The sequence below is a fragment of the Marivivens donghaensis genome, from assembly GCF_030410045.1.
Lineage (GTDB): Bacteria > Pseudomonadota > Alphaproteobacteria > Rhodobacterales > Rhodobacteraceae > Marivivens > Marivivens donghaensis.
In genome coordinates this window covers 361,892-377,457 of record NZ_JAUFRA010000004.1, presented here as the reverse complement: position 1 = coordinate 377,457, position 15,566 = coordinate 361,892, and the positions used below count along the sequence as shown (strand labels likewise).

Here is a 15,566-nt window from a genome sequence, read left to right as displayed (position 1 = left end):
CAGGGGGATGAGATGTCTGAAAAAACACTGACACGTATGGATCTGGCCGAAGCTGTCCACGCTGAAGTGGGCCTGTCCCGCAACGATAGCGCAGAACTCGTCGAAAGCGTGCTGACCCATATTTCCGACGCATTGGTTCAGAATGAAACTGTGAAAATCAGTTCATTTGGCACCTTCTCTGTCCGTGAAAAAGCGGCTCGTGTCGGTCGTAATCCCAAAACGGGTGAAGAGGTTCCGATCTCTCCGCGTCGTGTACTGACCTTCCGTCCGAGCCACTTGATGAAAGACCGCATTGCGGCTGGCAACAAAGGCTAATTCCCGATGAAGAAGTCGCATGACGCCTTTCGCACCATCAGCGAGGTGTCAGAGCTATTAGACACGCCCGCGCATGTCCTGCGGTTCTGGGAAAGCAAGTTTTCCCAGATCAAACCCGTGAAACGTGCGGGCGGGCGCCGTTACTATCGACCCCAAGACATCCAACTGATTGCAGGGCTTAAACAGCTTTTGCACGGTGATGGCCTGTCGATCAAAGAAGCGCAGAAATTGCTGCGGGAACAAGGTATTAAGCATGTTGTCGGCATTGGCAGCGATGTAACGACCGAGGCGGAAACCCCCGTTGCCGTCCCTGCGCCAGAGCCGGTGATCGAGGCCCCTGTGGCAGAGCCAGTGGCGGATGCATCCGCGCCTGCGAAGGCAGCCAAGAAGCCATCGAAAAAAGACCCAGAGCTGAACAAGCGCGATGAAACCGCTGCGATTGGTGACCTCTTTAGCGCCTTTGATCCGCAGTCGAACGTTGTGCCATTGCACGCACCCCAACAGCCTATCGCCCCTGTCCCTGCACCGACGGGCTCCGTGTCGATCCTGACCGCGATTGCCCGTGCTGACGCTGCTAAAGTCGCCAACAAAAGCGCCAAGATCGCGCCGCTCTTGGCCCGTCTGTCTGACGTCCACGCGCGGATGCTGAAGGACTGATCCTTGCCTCACAATACTGCTCTTGTCTTTGACCTCGACGGCACGCTGATCGACAGCCTGCCCGCGATCTCTGGCTCTGTGAATGCCATGCTCGCCGATATGGGATGTGCCCCCCTGCCCGTCACACAGATTCGCGGGTTCATCGGCAAAGGCGCCCCGAACCTCGTTAAACAGTCGATCGCGGCGGCAGGGCTGCCTGAGGATGACTCTGACACCGCCCTGAGCACAATGATGCGCCATTACGAGGCGGCACATGACGGCAATATCCCGTTCGACCACATGGTCGGCACTTTGGAGGGCCTTCGCGCTGCGGGCTTCGGTTTGGGTATCTGCACGAACAAACCGAGCGCCGCGACACAGGCCGTTCTGGACCACCTCGGTCTGACTGACCTCTTTGACGTTGTGATATCGGGTGACAGCCTGCCCCAGCGCAAACCACACCCCGCGCCGCTCTACGCGGCATTCGACGCGTTGAGCTGCGCAAACCGCATCTATATCGGCGACAGCGAAGTCGATGCCGAAACGGCCACCGCAGCAGAGGTGCCCTTTGTCCTCTTTACCGAGGGCTACCGCAAAGCGCCCATTTCCGACCTCACCCATGCAGCGACATTTGACGATTTTCGCGCCTTGCCGGAAATCATTGCCTCGCTGCAATAATTCGTGGCCTTGCCCCTTGCCCTTATCGGCAAATCGGGTATTTAGGCCTCCACGTCGGGCTATAGCGCAGCCTGGTAGCGCGTCCGTCTGGGGGACGGAAGGTCGCAGGTTCGAGTCCTGCTAGCCCGACCAACAAAATCGCCCGCCCGCTCTGGGCGGGCGTTTTGCTATGGGAGGCAAAGATGACCGGTGTACTGCCCAGCCAACGTATCCGTGACCTGATGCAATCGGGCGCGATCACGGCGACGACTGACTACGTAGACGGACAAATCCAACCTGCGAGCCTCGATTTGCGCCTCGGCACAGTGGCCTACCGTGTCCGTGCCTCGTTCCTTGCCGGCGAAGGTCGTACCGTGGCCGATCGCCTCTCTGAATTTGAAATGCACCGCGTGGACCTCACGAATGGCGCTGTTCTGGAAAAAGGCTGCGTCTACGTCGTCCCCTTGATGGAGAGCCTCGCCCTGCCCGATGGCATCCAAGCCGTCGCCAACGCGAAATCCTCAACAGGCCGCCTTGATCTTCTGACCCGAACCATCACTGATGGCGGCGTTGAATTTGACCGTATCGCGCTTGGCTATGAAGGCCCTCTCTATGCTGAGATTTGCCCGCGCTCGTTCTCTGTCCTTGTCCGTCCAGGGATGCGCCTGAACCAGATCCGCTTCCGCGCAGGTCAGGCCGTGCTGTCGGACGATGAACTCCGCACGCTGCACGCTGAAACCCCGCTGGTGAACGGTGAGGCGGTGATTGACGACGGTCTGGGCTTCTCGGTCGACCTCGCCCCTGCATCTGGCACCCTCGTCGGTTACCGTGCAAAGCCGCATACGGGCGTGATCGATCTGGACCTCCTGAACCACTACGACCCCAGCGAATACTGGGAAGAAGTGCACACTAAGGATCGTAAAATCATCCTCGATCCGGATGCCTTCTACATCCTCGTCAGCCGCGAGGCCGTTACCATCCCACCGATGCAAGCTGCTGAAATGGCACCCTATCTGGCGATGGTTGGTGAATTCCGCGTCCACTACGCTGGCTTCTTTGACCCCGGTTTCGGCCATGCCGAGGCTGGCGGTCAAGGCTCCCGTGGCGTCCTAGAGGTTCGTTGCCACGAGGCCCCCTTTGTTCTCGAACACGGTCAGGTCGTTGGCCGCTTGGTCTATGAACAAATGGAGGCCCTCCCCGATCAGCTCTACGGTCGCGAGATCAAATCGAACTATCAGGGTCAGGGTTTGAAACTCTCCAAACATTTCCGCGCATAACCAACTGGGGCTGCGATTTCGCGGCCCCATCCAAAATACACATTTACATATCTTAATTTAAATATATGAATAAGGGGCTGCAACCAAAGGAGCCCCTAATGGCCTATACCGAAAAATTCCAAGCCATGTCCGACGCCGCCCGCGCCCGCGTGGACGAAGTCGCCCCCGAAGACGTTGATGCCCTGATCGCAGGCGGTGCCATCGCGCTCGACATCCGCGATCCCGACGAACATGCCAAAACCCATATCCCCGGCTCGATCAACATCAGCCGCGGCAAACTGGAGATGAACGTCGAAGGCATCATCACCGACCTCAACGCCACCATTCTTTGCTACTGCAACGCCTACAACCGTGGCGCTCTCTCAGCGGCAAGCCTGCGTGACATGGGCTATGCCAATGCAAAATTCATCGGCGGCGGCCTGAATGCATGGAAAAAACTGCACGAAGAGGCCTGATGCCTTTGTGCTGAAAATATCCCGGGGTGCGGGGCAGCGCCCCGCGATCTCACCCTTTAGCGGAACCGCGAAATCCCACGAATAACCCGCGTGGCTTTGCCAATCCGCCCTGTCATCTCACCGATCTGACGGGACCGCGCCCGCGCCTCTGGCGTATCATTGCTGTTCCCCGTGACCTTTGCCCAGAGCCGTTGAAACAGGCCGCGTTGACGTAGGACGCGCATCAACATGCGCATCACCGTCCGCATCATTTGATCTTGGTTCATTGCTGATCCTTTGCTGCCTCAGGGACAGCCTATCACAACCCAAAGGCGCACGACATCACTCTTCGATGAACAGATCGCCCTGATCATCATCCTCGTCATCCTCACCAGACAGTTGCCCCATTCCTGGCGGCGGACGGTTATCCAATAGGCCCGCAGACCGCAATTCTTTGAGCCCAGGCAGGTCGCGCGCGCTCTCTAGCCCAAAGTGGTCGAGGAACTCTTGTGTCACCACAAAGGTGACAGGCCGACCCGGTGTCATCTTGCGGCGGCCAAAGCGGATCCATTCCATCTCGATCAATTGGTCGATTGTTCCGCGCGATACGGACACGCCACGGATTTCTTCGATCTCAGCGCGTGTGACGGGCTGGTGGTAGGCGATGATCGCCAGCGTTTCGATCGCTGCGCGGGACATCTTCCGCACTTCGATCGTTTCTTTCTGCATCAGATAGCCGAGATCAGGCGCAGTGCGCAGCGCCCATGCCTCCCCGACCTTTACCAAACGCACCCCCCGCCCCTCGTAGCGTTTGCGCAGGTGGGCGATGGCCTCGGCGGGATCGCAGCCATGCGGCATCCGTCCTTCCAACTCACGGATCGTGACAGGTTCGGAGCTGGCAAAGAGGATCGCTTCGACCATGCGCTCTTGTTCACCAATCGGCGGCGCGTCAAAGAGGCTGATCTCTGCCTCTTCGGTCTCGATATCGCGGTGTGTGGCTTCAGTTTCGTCAACCATCGCGTGGCGCTCTCCTACGGATCTGGATCGGGGCAAAGGTTTCGCCCTGCCGCAATTCGATCTTACCTTCTTTGACCAATTCCAGCGTTGCGGCAAAGGTCGCAGCCGTGGCGGATCGTGTCCGCATGCTGTCGCCCTGCCAGCCATCTGGCATATACATCACCAGATCGGTCCATTCTTTCGCGTAGCCAATCAGCGGTTTCATCCGCTCTAACGCGCGCTCCATCGTGTCGATGTGTTCGCGGTCAAAGACAAAGGGACGGAATTCGTCCTTGGTCCTGATCCGCGCATAGCCCTGCATGAGGTCCAACAACGTCGCCGTATATCGCACCGAGCGCACTCGTTCGACATCTTCAGGGATACCACGGGCAAAGAAATCACGGCCCTTTTGGTCCCGCGCCATGAGGTTTGCCGCAGCGGTCCGCATCGCCTCTAGCCGTTCCAACTGGAACGCAAGGTGCGCGGCGAGCTCTTCACCCGATGGGCCTTCTTCGGTCGGATCAGGGGGCAGCAAGAGGCGTGATTTCAGGAACGCCAGCCACGCCGCCATCACAAGATAATCCGCCGCCAGTTCGAGCCGCAGTTCCTTGGCCTTTTCGACAAAGGCCAGATACTGCTCGGCCAGCGCGACCATCGAAATCTGCAGAAGGTCAACCTTTTGCGTCCGCGCCAACGTCAGCAAGAGGTCTAGCGGTCCCTCGAACGCGCCCACGTCAACAACCAGCGCCTCGGCGGCAAGGCGCTCTGACACGCTCACGCGGTCGGTGTTGAATAACTGCTGCTGTTCGGCCATGCCGTCCCTACGCTAATAGCGCGTTAAGTTCGGCTTCAATCGCTTCGATGTCAACGGGTTCTGGCGTTTTCCGACAGGCCATCGCCGCCTCTGCGCGGGTCATTGCCGCCTCTGACATTTGACCACAGGTGTTGGCAATCGCCTCCATCTCTGCGGCTTCACCATTACAGTGGAGCACCACATCGCAGCCAGCTTGCAGCGACACCAGCCCGCGCTGATCGACGGTGCCATTGAGGGCCTCCATCGAAATATCGTCGGTCATGAGAAGGCCGTCGAACCCGATGTCCTCGCGGATGAGGCGGATCATATCGGGGTTTTGCGTCGCAGGACGATCGCCCATCGCAGGGTAGACAATATGCGCCGACATGCCCAAAGGCAGATCGTTCAGCGCCCGAAACGGGGCAAAATCGGTGACGGCGGCGTCGTCCAAGGAAACATCTGCGACAGGCAGGCCAAGGTGGCTGTCCACCTTTCCGCGCCCATGTCCAGGCATGTGTTTCAGGATCGGCAGGACGCCCCCTGCTAGATGCCCCTCTGCGCTGGCACGCGCATTGGCGATGACTGTGGCGGCATCGGTGCCGAGGCAGCGATTGCGCAAGAACGGATGTGTGTCAGGCTGGGCCACGTCGCATGTCGGCGCACAGTTTGCGTCGATCCCAACGGAGCGCAGTTCATCAGCGATAATCCGATAGCGCAGCCAAAACGCCCGCGCCGCGTCCCGCGCTGTCTCGGCTTGATCGAGTGGCGGCAACCATTCGCGCCAATGCGGGCTGCGCATCCGCTGCACACGTCCGCCTTCTTGATCAATCAGGACAAGAGCATCTCGGCCCACGGTATCCCGCAGGTCATTCGTCAGACGTCGAAGTTGGTCTGGCGTGTCGATATTGCGGGCAAAAAGGATAAAGGCCCAAGGGTCCGCATCTTTGAAAAACCCACGTTCCCAATCAGTTACCTCGCCCCCCTCAGGTGCGAGGATAAACGCCCCATGCGCCACTTAGCGCACCACGACAGGAACGCAGTCTGTGCCTTCAGCAGTCAGAGCCGCACAGAACCGACGCGCATCCGACAGGTCAGCAAAGTTCATCGCCCGCAGACGGAAGAACGTCCGACCGCCGCGTTCAGCCTGCTGGATCACGCGGTCTTTGTTCGCCATGAAATCTGGGAAACGGTCGTTAAAACGGACCCACTCGCGGGCTGCAATCTCAACCGAGTCATAGGCGCCAAGCTGGACAAGGTTCGTGCCAACAGGGATCACAGTGGTGGTCACCGTTGCATCCGTCGCCACAGTGCGCGGTGCCGCAACAGGCGCCGCCGCTGCCGCAGCCAGCGCCGCCGCAATCGGGTTCAGACCTTCGGGACGCGCCATTGGACGCGGGGACCGCGACACACCGGGAACAGAGGCAGGAATGATGTCAGCAATGACCGCAGAGGACACGCCATTGATCGCGGTTTCAACGGGCGGCACGGCAGAGGTATCAACCGCTTCCATCGGTGTCGCACCCGCAGCCAATTGATCTGCCATCGCGAGGATGTCGTCAGCGCTCAACGGTTGGATACCGCTGGCAGAGAGGTCAGTCACAGCAACGCTCGGTACACCAACGGCGTCAGCTTCGGGCGCAGGTGCGCGGGTATCGACACCGTCAGGGATCACTTCGCCCGCTTCGGCGGTGGGCATGACAACCAAATCTTCGGCAGGAAGTGCCGCCATCTGCGGCGCAAGCAACAGCGTTTCGGCGTCTTCGGGCGCAGCTGCGCCACCCAGCGCGGCAACAGCATTGACCGATAGACCGACGTGATCCGCGATATCACCACCGGGGTTGCTGGGCGCAGTGCGCATCGCACCTTCCATCGCCCTAACCACAGGAACACCCGTCACATCGCGCATCACGAGCTTGTAGCCCCATACGCCAATACCAATCACGAGACCGAGGGACACCAATCCCCCAGCGACGTTCACGAGTTTACCCGTATCGAGTGCACGCCCGTTTTGCGGGGCGTTCATGTCTGAGTACGCTGCCATCGTTGCCTCATCGCCGTCGGGTTTCCGTCTGCCCCGACGATCCATTTTGGTTGCCTGCTTTTCCGACAATCGGACGCTTTAGCGCATCTCTTCTGCCGGTTTGACGCCCAAAATACCCAATCCGTGCGATATGACAACCGCTACGGACTTGATCAGTGCGATTTTCGCTTGGGATGTTGCAACATCGCCCTCTTGGAAGAACCGCAACGAGGTATCGTCGTTGCCCTTGTTCCACAGGCCGTGGAAGTCAGAGGCCAGTTCGTAGAGGTAGAACGCGATCCGGTGCGGTTCGTGACCTTTGGCTGCGATTTCAACAAGACGCGGCCATTCAGCGAGCTTTTTGATCAGCGTCACCTCGGCCTCGTGGCCGATCTTGGTCAGGTCAGCACCCTGAAGCGCGGACTCAGACACATCAACGCCCGCCTCGGTCGCCTTACGCACAACAGAGTTGATCCGCGCGTTGGCGTATTGAACGTAGAACACTGGGTTGTCTTTCGACTGCTCCAGCACCTTATCAAAGTCAAAGTCCAACGGCGCGTCGTTCTTGCGGGTCAACATGTGGAAACGGGTCACGTCAGCGCCCGCCTGTTCAACCACATCGCGCAGGGTCACAAAGGTCCCTGCCCGTTTCGACATCTTGAACGGCTCGCCGTTTTTGAAGAGCTTCACCAACTGGATAAGTTTGATGTCCAGAGGAACGCGATTGCCAGAGAGCGCCGCAACAGCCGCCTTCATCCGTTTCACATAGCCACCGTGGTCGGCGCCGAAGACGTCGATCAATTGATCAAAGCCGCGCTGCACCTTATCGTAGTGATAGGCGATATCGGGTGCGAAATAGGTCCACGCGCCATCTGATTTCTTAACCGGACGGTCAACATCGTCGCCAAAGTCGGACGACTTGAACAGGGTCTGTTCGCGCGGTTCCCAATCCTCGGGCAGTTTGCCCTTGGGTGGTTCCAGCACGCCCTCGTAGATCAGGCCATCGCCGCGCAACTGATCAATCGCGCCTTCGATTTTGCCTGTGCCGTAGAGCGCCTTTTCAGACGAGAACACATCCATTTTCACGCCCAGCAGAGCAAGGTCGTCGCGGATCATGTCCATCATGGCAGCGGTCGCGAATTCACGGATATCGGCGAGCCACACTTCTTCGGGCTGACCGAGCAGGCTGTCACCGTATTTCTCTTTCAGCGCCTGACCAACAGGGATCAGGTAGTCACCGGGGTAAAGACCTTCGGCGATATGCGGCTCTTGGCCGTTCGCCTCGCGGTAACGTTCAAAGGCAGAGCGCGCTAGAACATCGACCTGTGCACCACCGTCGTTGATGTAATATTCGCGGGTCACGTCATAGCCAGCATAGGCCAAGAGCGACGCTAGCGCGTCACCAAACACCGCGCCACGAGTGTGACCGACGTGCATTGGACCTGTCGGGTTGGCCGACACGTATTCGACGTTCACCTTAATGCCCTTGCCCAAGGCCGACTGACCATAGGTCGCATCGGTCAGAGCAGCCGACACGATCTGCGGCCAAACCGCAGCCGCCAGACGCATGTTCAGGAACCCCGGACCAGCCACATCAGCGCTGTCGATCCGCGGATCCGCGAGCAGCTTTTCAACAAGAGCCGTCGCAATCTCGCGTGGGTTCTTACCAGCAGGTTTTGCCAATACCATCGCGGCGTTCGTCGCCATATCCCCATGCAGCGCATCACGCGGCGGTTCGACCGCAACGTTGGCAAAGTCGAGACCAGCAGGCAGCACGCCGTCGGTCACGAGGGTATCGAGGCAATCAATGACAAGCGCACGGATATCGGAAAACAGGTTCATTTTATCGTCTTTCTCGGGTTCGAGGCGGGTTTACCACGCAATGCGCTAAGGTCAACGGTCAAGCGATCTTACCACTTGCCAACCCTATCCAGTAGAGCGATGATTCAGCATGATACGTTTTACTGTTTCGCTCATTGCTTTTGTTGGTTTAATCACCCTCGGGTTAGTGTCCTACATCAGGATCGAACTCGCGTTCCCCGGGATTATGGCCTTCACCCGCTGGATTGGCGAACCCGATGTAAAAGCGGCCTATGAGAATATCAGCCACGTCCACGGGCTCTTTGCGACAACGCTCTTCCTTCTGTCGGCCTCATTCCTTGCCTTCACCGCAGGTATGCGCGGCGCACCGCTCGGCAATCTGTGGGGCAATACGGCGCTTATCATCGCGCTCATTCAATTGCTGCTTGCGCTGTGGGAAACAGGGGCGATGCTCTGGCCTGCGAGTTTCCCGATTTATCCGCTTCGTCTGGAACATTATGCAGAGATCAAAGACTTCTCTGCGGGCGCCATGTTCCTCTCCGAAGATTACTTTCGGATGACGGCTCTCACACTCACCATCCTCGCGAGCGCCTCTAACGTCTGCACATCGAAACCCTACAAGCTCGGCTCAGCCCTCCTTGCGGTCATCACGCTGATGACCTTTGGTCTCTTTAACTTCTTCCGCCTGCACACGGGCGCAGACATCGGATTGTCGCTCTTTATCGTGCCCGAAGTCATTCTTTTGGCGATCCTCGCGATTGTCATGATCGACCCGATGCGTCCTGACGAACCACACCTGACTGTCGGCATCGGGTTGGTTCTGATCACAGGCATGGCCTTTGACCTCGTGTCGACTCTGGCGGACGATATGTACCTCGGGCGCAGCTATTATTTCATCGCCAACAACCATCTTGCTCAGCACGGTCTGATGCTCTTTGCGTTTTTTGCCGCTTGGTTTCGATGGAAACTACCTCAGGGTCCGCAGTGGTGTCTGTGGGTCTACTCTGGCGCACTCGGATCAGCACTCTTGCTGACCTACCTACCGATGATGACCATTGGGCAACGAGGCGGGATGCGGCACATGCCAGACTCCACCGATGAGTTCCCCGTTCTCCATCTCACGTCGAGCATTGGGTCCGCGGTTCTGGTCGTGGTGATCCTCTTGGGCCTCTTTGCCCCGCGCCTGTTTAGTTCACGCAGGTAAATCGTCGGGCAGGTTTGGACGCACTTTGGACGCTTCGCTCTCTAGACTGCCGGGCGGCAACATTGAGATGATCTGTACATCTGGCGCACCCTTGATCTGATCATCGCGGCGAATGAACCTAATATCCCCCGACGCACTGACCCGCGCGATCAACACCGCATCAGGCCGTTTTTCGCGCCAATGATCGGCAGTGAATTCTTCGGTCAAACGGGTGACACGGAACAGCCACCCTTCGCGCATCATCGTCTCTAGATCGCGCATGGTCTTTTCAGGGCCAAAGGGTTTGCCGCCCAAGCTATTGGGCAAGGCGTGCCGCGAACTGTCGCTCTTTTCGCGCTGCACCTGATAGACCCGATCCCGCCCGAATTCAGGGCCAAGGTCGGTCGCGACGAGGGTGTTATACGCATCGTTGTCGGTCGCGGCGATGATCGTCTGATAGCCCACCCATTCCAGACGATCCTCTGCAGCCTCTGACAGAATATCACCTGTGAACGTCGGCACGCCAGCAGATCGCGCATGACGTAAATGGATGTGGTTAGGGTCCGTGATCAACGCCCGCACATCTGCCTTTTTCAACGCCTCAGCAAGCCCCGTCGCCCAACGCGATCCGCCCGCGATAATAACCCCCGGACGTTCGCCGCCCGTCAGCCCAAGGAACCGCGCAAAAGGCGCTAGCGTAAAGCCGTGAAGAACCACGCTCGTCGCGACGAGGACAAAGGCGAGCGGTGCAACCACCGCGCCATCCTCAACCCCGATCTGCGCAAGGCGTTCCCCGAACAGCCCCGCGACCGCGACCAGCACAACGCCACGAGGACCAGTGAAAGCGACCAACACACGTTCCCGCCACGGCACATCCGTGAACGCCAATGAGGTGAACACCGCCACAGGTCGCGCGATCAAAATGACCGACACCACAAACAGCCCCGCATGCCAATCGAGCCGCCCAAGCGCCGCGAAATCGAGGTTCGCCGCGAGCAGGATAAAGACGCCCGACACCAGTAGAACCGTCGCGTGCTCTTTGAAACGGCGCAGCTCGACGTATGACGGCAATTTGGCATTGGCGATCCAGATACCCATGATCGTGACCGTCAACAGCCCGCTTTCGTGAAGAACCGTGTCTGCGATCGCAAAAACGGCCAATAGCACGGTAAAGATCACGGGGACCTTCATGTATTCGGGCACCCACGCCCGCTTGAACGATTTCGACACGCCCCACCCCGCCAAGAGGCCCAAGGCCGTGGCTATCCCGATGCCCGTGATGAACTCTAACGTCGCGGCCCCGCCGTCCGATGCGGTCCGCGCAACCACGACGACTTCGAACGCGAGAACGGCGGCCAATGCGCCGATGGGGTCGTTCAAGATGGCTTCCCACTGGAGGAGGTTTGCAGGACGTTTTGACAGTCGTGCCTGCCGCAGCAAAGGCGCGATGACGGTGGGGCCAGTGACGATCATGATCCCGCCAAAAACGGCAGAGGTTTCCCACGACAGTCCCGCCGCATAGTGCAAGGCCGCAGCCGAGGTGATCCAGCCCATTGGCGCACCGACAAAGACCAGTCGCCGCACACCTTTGGCCGCGTCCGACAGAGAGTGGCGTTCTAACGTCAGGCCGCCCTCAAACAGGATAATCGCAACCGCAATCGCGATCATGGGCGAGAGAAGCGCGCCAATATCGCGGGATGGATCAAAAATACCCAGCACAGGGCCAACGATGATCCCAGCGAGCAGCATCAGAACAATTGCGGGCATTCGTAGTCGCCACGCCAACCATTGTGATCCGACCCCCAAGGCACCAACGAGTGCGAACGCCATCACGGGGGCCATCTGCCCCACTGCCCCTTCAACCGACATTTGTAACGCGCGTCCTCTCGATTATATCCGATCCGGTCAGACGCGCATGTTCCTGAATGGCAAAGCGGTCTGTCATACCTGAAATATAGTCGCAGACGATGCGGGCAAGGTCCGTCTCTGAGCCGACGTTCTCTAAATCCTTCCGCCATTGTTTCGGCAGATGTGTTGGGTCCGCCATAAAGAGCGGGAACAAATCCTTGACGGCGGCGGTGACATGGCGGCGCATTTCAACCACGCTTGGGTGGCGATACATACGTGTAAACAAGAACTTACGGATCACTTTTAAATCCTCCCACAGGGCGGGAGAGAACTGAACCATCATCCGTCCAGCATGGCGCACGTCCTCGACCGAATGAGCGTCGAGTTCTGCCAGATTGCGCTGACTGACCGCGATCACATCCTCGACCAAAATGCCAAAGAAACGGCGCAAGGCTTCGTGACGGCGGCGGTAATAGTTGAGGCCCGGATACTTTTTATCGACCTCTGCCCAGCAGTCATGAAGGATCGGCAAGTCCGCCAATTCATCGGTGCTGAACAGCTCTGCCCGCAGACCATCGTGCAAGTCATGGTTGTTGTAGGCAATGTCATCTGACAACGCCGCTACCTGCGCCTCAGCGCTCGCATGGGTGTGCAGTTCGAGGTCATGCAGCGCGTTATACTGCTGGAGCGCCCACGGGATCTCGCCCTCAACAGGCCCGTTGTGTTTCGCGATCCCCTCAAGCGTTTCCCACGTCAGGTTCAGCCCGTCCCATTCCGCATAGTGGCGTTCCAGATTGGTGACGATCCGAATGGCCTGCGCGTTATGGTCAAACCCACCGTAGGGGGCCATTAACTCGTGCAGCGCATCTTCGCCCGTGTGACCGAACGGCGGGTGGCCGAGGTCATGCGCGAGCGCGACCGCCTCTGTCAGCTCTTGGTTCAGACCCAAGGTGCCCGCGATCGTCCGTCCGACTTGCGCCACCTCGATTGAGTGGGTCAAACGGGTGCGGAAATAATCGCCTTCGTGTTCGATAAAGACCTGCGTCTTGTGTTTCAGCCGCCGAAACGCGCTCGCATGGATGATGCGGTCACGGTCCCGCTGGAACGGGGAGCGGAAATGGCTCTCTTCTTCGGGGTAAAGACGTCCGCGTGTTTTCGTCGGATCGGTCGCAAAAGGCGCACTCATGTGATCTGCCCTGCCTTGTTGTGTCTGCCTAGGACCTCTATATTTGAAACACGCTGCAACTTATAGGCCTGAAAATGCTCAACCTCCCGCCCAACGTGACCCAACGTGCCTTTGAACGACTGGCCGAAATCGGCGCAGCTGATCAGGGCAAGGCCCTGCGCATCGCGGTTGAAGGCGGCGGCTGTTCTGGGTTTCAATATCAGATCGAATTGGATGAACCTGCGGCGGATGACCTGATCCTTGAGGGGGCTGGTGAAAAAGTCGTGATCGACCCGACATCGCTGCCGTTCCTCGCTGGGGCCACCATAGACTTTACCGAAGAACTGATCGGTGCCCGCTTTGCCATCGACAACCCTAATGCGGCTTCGTCTTGCGGCTGCGGAACCTCGTTTTCCATGTGACAAAGCCCTTGCGTCTGAAGGCTCTAGCGGGGACAACAGGCGCAACGCAGGAGGCAGCCCATGAAAATCGCGACGTTCAATATCAACGGGATCAAAGCGCGTTTTGAACGACTGACTGAATGGCTGGAAGAGAGCAAACCCGACGTTGCGATCCTACAAGAGATCAAATCGGTCGACGAAAACTTCCCCCGCGAAAATTTCGAAGACATGGGCTACCGCGTTGAAACCCATGGACAAAAGAGCTTTAACGGCGTCGCGATCCTGTCCCGCCTCCCGCTCGAGGATGTGACCCGCGGTCTGCCCGGCGATGACAGCGACGAACAGGCCCGCTGGATCGAGGCGACCGTGATTGGCGACAAAGAGGCCGTCCGCATTTGTGGCCTCTACCTGCCCAACGGTAACCCCGCACCAGGTCCCAAATTCGACTACAAGCTCGCATGGATGGAACGTCTCTATGCCCGCGCGCAAGCACTGATGGCGGATGAGATGCCCGCGTTCATGGCGGGTGATTACAACATCATCCCGCAGGCCGAGGACGCAAAGCGCCCAGAGGCATGGACCGAAGACGCGCTCTACCGTCCAGAGAGCCGCGCCGCGTTTCGCCGTATCCTGAACCTCGGCTTTACCGAAGCCTTCCGAGCCCGCACCATCGGCGGCGGTCACTATAGTTTCTGGGATTATCAGGCGGGTGCATGGAACCGCGATGACGGCATCCGCATCGACCACTTCCTGATGACACCGCAGTGCGCAGACCTCATGGTCGATTGCTACATTCAGAAAGACGAACGGGCCAAAGATAAACCAAGCGACCACGTTCCTGTTTGGCTCGAATTGGACGCCTAAGCCGTCACATCGTAGTTATAGAGCCAGTCATACCGCCCCAAAAACAGGTTCGGTGTGAGTTGTGCCATCGTCCGCAGACCCGCATGAGCCACGCGGCGTTTGATCCCTGTAAGGTGGTAGTTCACCGCATTGCGGTTCGCCGCCTCAATCGCACGATTGACCCGCGACCGCCGTTCCGCTTGATACGCCTTGAGGCCGAAATGCACGGACGGATCATCGTCCAGACAACGCGCCATGACAAAGGCATCCTCTAGCGCAAGGTTTGCACCCTGCGCCATGAATGGCAACGTCGGATGCGCCGCATCGCCTAATATCGCGCGACTGTGGTCATGCCAAACCTTGGCCACGGGATGACGGAAAAGACCCCAACGGCGGACGGTCTGCATCTGATCAAAGAGATCAAAGAGGCTCTGGTGACAATCGGAAAAAACCTCGCGCAGCACGTCAGGTTCGTCAAAGAAGTTCCAGCCCTCAGCGGCCCATTCCTTGCGCTCTTGCACGGCGACGATATTGATCCGCCCGCCCACCAGTGGATAGGTCACGACGTGTTTGCCCGCGCCCATCCAGATCTTTACCTCGGGCTGGGATGACGGCACCTTGACCACAGACCGCCACGCGACCTGCCCTGTGAAAAACGGCTTATCCTCACCGTTCAGGATCGGACGCACCACAGAATGAAGTCCATCGGCACCGACGATCAGATCACCCTCTGCTGTATCGCCGTTGGAAAACCGAACATGGGTCTCACCAACCTCGACCGCTTTAGCGTCTAAAGTGATTTTGACTTTGGCCCGCTCGCAGCCTTCGGCCAAGAGGTCCAACAAATCCGCTCGATGGAAGAACCGATAGGGCTGACCAGGGAGCCGCGATAAATCGAACCGCCCAATCGCCTCGCCCGTCATGGCATCGACAGGTACTAATGCCGAAGCGGAAATACTGCGCTGATCAGCAATCGCGCCCAGACCCAAGGCCGCGAGAACAGCTCCGCCATTGGGCGTGATCTGCAACCCTGCGCCCACTTCGCGCAATTCGTCGGCCTGTTCGAAAACCTGAACCTCTGCCCCCGTGCGGGCAAAGCAAAGGGCGGCCGCGAGACCCGCGATGCCGCCCCCAATGATAACGACCCGCCGGCCGGAATTTGCGCCGGTGGTCATAC

17 protein-coding genes and 1 tRNA gene are annotated in these 15,566 nt (G+C 58.7%); 9 read left to right on the top strand and 9 right to left on the bottom strand.

All coding sequences use genetic code 11. The annotated features are described in order from the left end of the window. Positions 1–12: 12 nt before the first annotated feature. The 6 genes from ihfA to QWY83_RS05280 all read left to right on the top strand — a co-directional run bounded on the left by ihfA (position 13) and on the right by QWY83_RS05280 (position 3,340). Complete coding sequence (gene ihfA, locus QWY83_RS05305) at positions 13–315, top strand: integration host factor subunit alpha (RefSeq protein WP_105235259.1); 303 nt, start codon at positions 13–15, stop codon at positions 313–315. 6 nt (positions 316–321) lie between these two features. After that, the gene (locus tag QWY83_RS05300; protein ID WP_249946285.1) at positions 322–972 is read left to right on the top strand and encodes a MerR family transcriptional regulator; all 651 of its coding nucleotides are present in this window, start codon (positions 322–324) and stop codon (positions 970–972) included. A gap of 3 nt (positions 973–975) precedes the next feature. Further along, on the top strand, positions 976–1,629 hold the full coding sequence (gene gph / locus QWY83_RS05295; RefSeq protein WP_249946286.1) for a phosphoglycolate phosphatase: 654 nt from the start codon (positions 976–978) through the stop codon (positions 1,627–1,629). A 55-nt stretch (positions 1,630–1,684) separates the two neighbouring features. Then, positions 1,685–1,761, top strand: a tRNA-Pro gene (locus QWY83_RS05290). A 50-nt stretch (positions 1,762–1,811) separates the two neighbouring features. Next, on the top strand, positions 1,812–2,885 hold the full coding sequence (locus tag QWY83_RS05285; RefSeq protein WP_249946287.1) for a 2'-deoxycytidine 5'-triphosphate deaminase: 1,074 nt from the start codon (positions 1,812–1,814) through the stop codon (positions 2,883–2,885). A 98-nt stretch (positions 2,886–2,983) separates the two neighbouring features. Continuing rightward, a complete protein-coding gene (locus QWY83_RS05280; protein ID WP_249946288.1) occupies positions 2,984–3,340 on the top strand; it encodes a rhodanese-like domain-containing protein in 357 nt (118 codons plus the stop codon). 56 nt (positions 3,341–3,396) lie between these two features. On the opposite strand, the gene QWY83_RS05275 is transcribed toward QWY83_RS05280, so the two are convergent. The 6 genes from QWY83_RS05275 to argS form a co-directional block, all read right to left on the bottom strand. Further along, positions 3,397–3,606 carry a hypothetical protein gene (locus tag QWY83_RS05275; RefSeq protein ID WP_249946289.1) on the bottom strand — a complete coding sequence of 70 codons (210 nt, stop codon included), beginning with the start codon at positions 3,604–3,606 and terminating at the stop codon, positions 3,397–3,399. Between the two features lie 55 nt (positions 3,607–3,661). After that, positions 3,662–4,336: an SMC-Scp complex subunit ScpB gene (scpB, locus tag QWY83_RS05270; protein ID WP_249946290.1), complete on the bottom strand. Its 675-nt coding sequence runs from the start codon at positions 4,334–4,336 to the stop codon at positions 3,662–3,664. Further along, positions 4,329–5,129: a segregation and condensation protein A gene (locus QWY83_RS05265; RefSeq protein WP_067548813.1), complete on the bottom strand. Its 801-nt coding sequence runs from the start codon at positions 5,127–5,129 to the stop codon at positions 4,329–4,331. Before QWY83_RS05265 ends, scpB begins: the two co-directional genes overlap by 8 nt. A gap of 7 nt (positions 5,130–5,136) precedes the next feature. After that, complete coding sequence (locus QWY83_RS05260) at positions 5,137–6,123, bottom strand: glycoside hydrolase family 3 N-terminal domain-containing protein (protein ID WP_249946291.1); 987 nt, start codon at positions 6,121–6,123, stop codon at positions 5,137–5,139. Then, positions 6,124–7,149, bottom strand: coding sequence for an SPOR domain-containing protein (locus tag QWY83_RS05255; RefSeq protein WP_249946292.1), 1,026 nt, complete (start codon positions 7,147–7,149; stop codon positions 6,124–6,126). A gap of 78 nt (positions 7,150–7,227) precedes the next feature. Further along, complete coding sequence (gene argS / locus QWY83_RS05250) at positions 7,228–8,970, bottom strand: arginine--tRNA ligase (RefSeq protein ID WP_249946293.1); 1,743 nt, start codon at positions 8,968–8,970, stop codon at positions 7,228–7,230. A gap of 109 nt (positions 8,971–9,079) precedes the next feature. Here argS and QWY83_RS05245 point away from each other — a divergent pair, with 109 nt between their 5' ends. Further along, positions 9,080–10,153, top strand: coding sequence for a hypothetical protein (locus QWY83_RS05245; RefSeq protein WP_249946294.1), 1,074 nt, complete (start codon positions 9,080–9,082; stop codon positions 10,151–10,153). Here QWY83_RS05245 and QWY83_RS05240 read toward each other — a convergent pair. Next, positions 10,142–12,001 carry a cation:proton antiporter gene (locus QWY83_RS05240; RefSeq protein WP_249946295.1) on the bottom strand — a complete coding sequence of 620 codons (1,860 nt, stop codon included), beginning with the start codon at positions 11,999–12,001 and terminating at the stop codon, positions 10,142–10,144. The genes QWY83_RS05245 and QWY83_RS05240 overlap by 12 nt on opposite strands. Further along, positions 11,991–13,166 carry a deoxyguanosinetriphosphate triphosphohydrolase gene (locus QWY83_RS05235; protein ID WP_249946296.1) on the bottom strand — a complete coding sequence of 392 codons (1,176 nt, stop codon included), beginning with the start codon at positions 13,164–13,166 and terminating at the stop codon, positions 11,991–11,993. The genes QWY83_RS05240 and QWY83_RS05235 overlap by 11 nt, the downstream gene beginning before the upstream one ends. A 74-nt stretch (positions 13,167–13,240) precedes the next feature. On the opposite strand from QWY83_RS05235, the gene QWY83_RS05230 reads away from it, so the two are divergent. Then, positions 13,241–13,567, top strand: a complete 327-nt coding sequence (locus QWY83_RS05230; RefSeq protein WP_067548831.1) for a HesB/IscA family protein — start codon at positions 13,241–13,243, stop codon at positions 13,565–13,567. A 60-nt stretch (positions 13,568–13,627) separates the two neighbouring features. Next, positions 13,628–14,410: an exodeoxyribonuclease III gene (gene xth / locus QWY83_RS05225; RefSeq protein WP_249946297.1), complete on the top strand. Its 783-nt coding sequence runs from the start codon at positions 13,628–13,630 to the stop codon at positions 14,408–14,410. Here xth and QWY83_RS05220 read toward each other — a convergent pair. Next, positions 14,407–15,564: an FAD-dependent monooxygenase gene (locus QWY83_RS05220; RefSeq protein WP_249946298.1), complete on the bottom strand. Its 1,158-nt coding sequence runs from the start codon at positions 15,562–15,564 to the stop codon at positions 14,407–14,409. The two genes, xth and QWY83_RS05220, sit on opposite strands and share 4 nt — an antisense overlap. Positions 15,565–15,566: the final 2 nt, after the last annotated feature.

What these genes read in the sequence shown, in the direction of transcription:
- QWY83_RS05280 (WP_249946288.1), top strand. Translation starts at nt 2,984, where the DNA reads ATGGCCTATACCGAAAAATTCCAAGCCATGTCCGACGCCGCCCGCGCC.
- QWY83_RS05265 (WP_067548813.1), bottom strand. Translation starts at nt 5,129, where the DNA reads ATGGCCGAACAGCAGCAGTTATTCAACACCGACCGCGTGAGCGTGTCA.
- QWY83_RS05275 (WP_249946289.1), bottom strand. Translation starts at nt 3,606, where the DNA reads ATGAACCAAGATCAAATGATGCGGACGGTGATGCGCATGTTGATGCGC.
- QWY83_RS05230 (WP_067548831.1), top strand. Translation starts at nt 13,241, where the DNA reads ATGCTCAACCTCCCGCCCAACGTGACCCAACGTGCCTTTGAACGACTG.
- QWY83_RS05300 (WP_249946285.1), top strand. Translation starts at nt 322, where the DNA reads ATGAAGAAGTCGCATGACGCCTTTCGCACCATCAGCGAGGTGTCAGAG.
- QWY83_RS05240 (WP_249946295.1), bottom strand. Translation starts at nt 12,001, where the DNA reads ATGTCGGTTGAAGGGGCAGTGGGGCAGATGGCCCCCGTGATGGCGTTC.
- QWY83_RS05220 (WP_249946298.1), bottom strand. Translation starts at nt 15,564, where the DNA reads ATGACCACCGGCGCAAATTCCGGCCGGCGGGTCGTTATCATTGGGGGC.
- QWY83_RS05235 (WP_249946296.1), bottom strand. Translation starts at nt 13,166, where the DNA reads ATGAGTGCGCCTTTTGCGACCGATCCGACGAAAACACGCGGACGTCTT.
- QWY83_RS05255 (WP_249946292.1), bottom strand. Translation starts at nt 7,149, where the DNA reads ATGGCAGCGTACTCAGACATGAACGCCCCGCAAAACGGGCGTGCACTC.
- QWY83_RS05245 (WP_249946294.1), top strand. Translation starts at nt 9,080, where the DNA reads ATGATACGTTTTACTGTTTCGCTCATTGCTTTTGTTGGTTTAATCACC.
- scpB (WP_249946290.1), bottom strand. Translation starts at nt 4,336, where the DNA reads ATGGTTGACGAAACTGAAGCCACACACCGCGATATCGAGACCGAAGAG.
- ihfA (WP_105235259.1), top strand. Translation starts at nt 13, where the DNA reads ATGTCTGAAAAAACACTGACACGTATGGATCTGGCCGAAGCTGTCCAC.
- argS (WP_249946293.1), bottom strand. Translation starts at nt 8,970, where the DNA reads ATGAACCTGTTTTCCGATATCCGTGCGCTTGTCATTGATTGCCTCGAT.
- QWY83_RS05285 (WP_249946287.1), top strand. Translation starts at nt 1,812, where the DNA reads ATGACCGGTGTACTGCCCAGCCAACGTATCCGTGACCTGATGCAATCG.
- xth (WP_249946297.1), top strand. Translation starts at nt 13,628, where the DNA reads ATGAAAATCGCGACGTTCAATATCAACGGGATCAAAGCGCGTTTTGAA.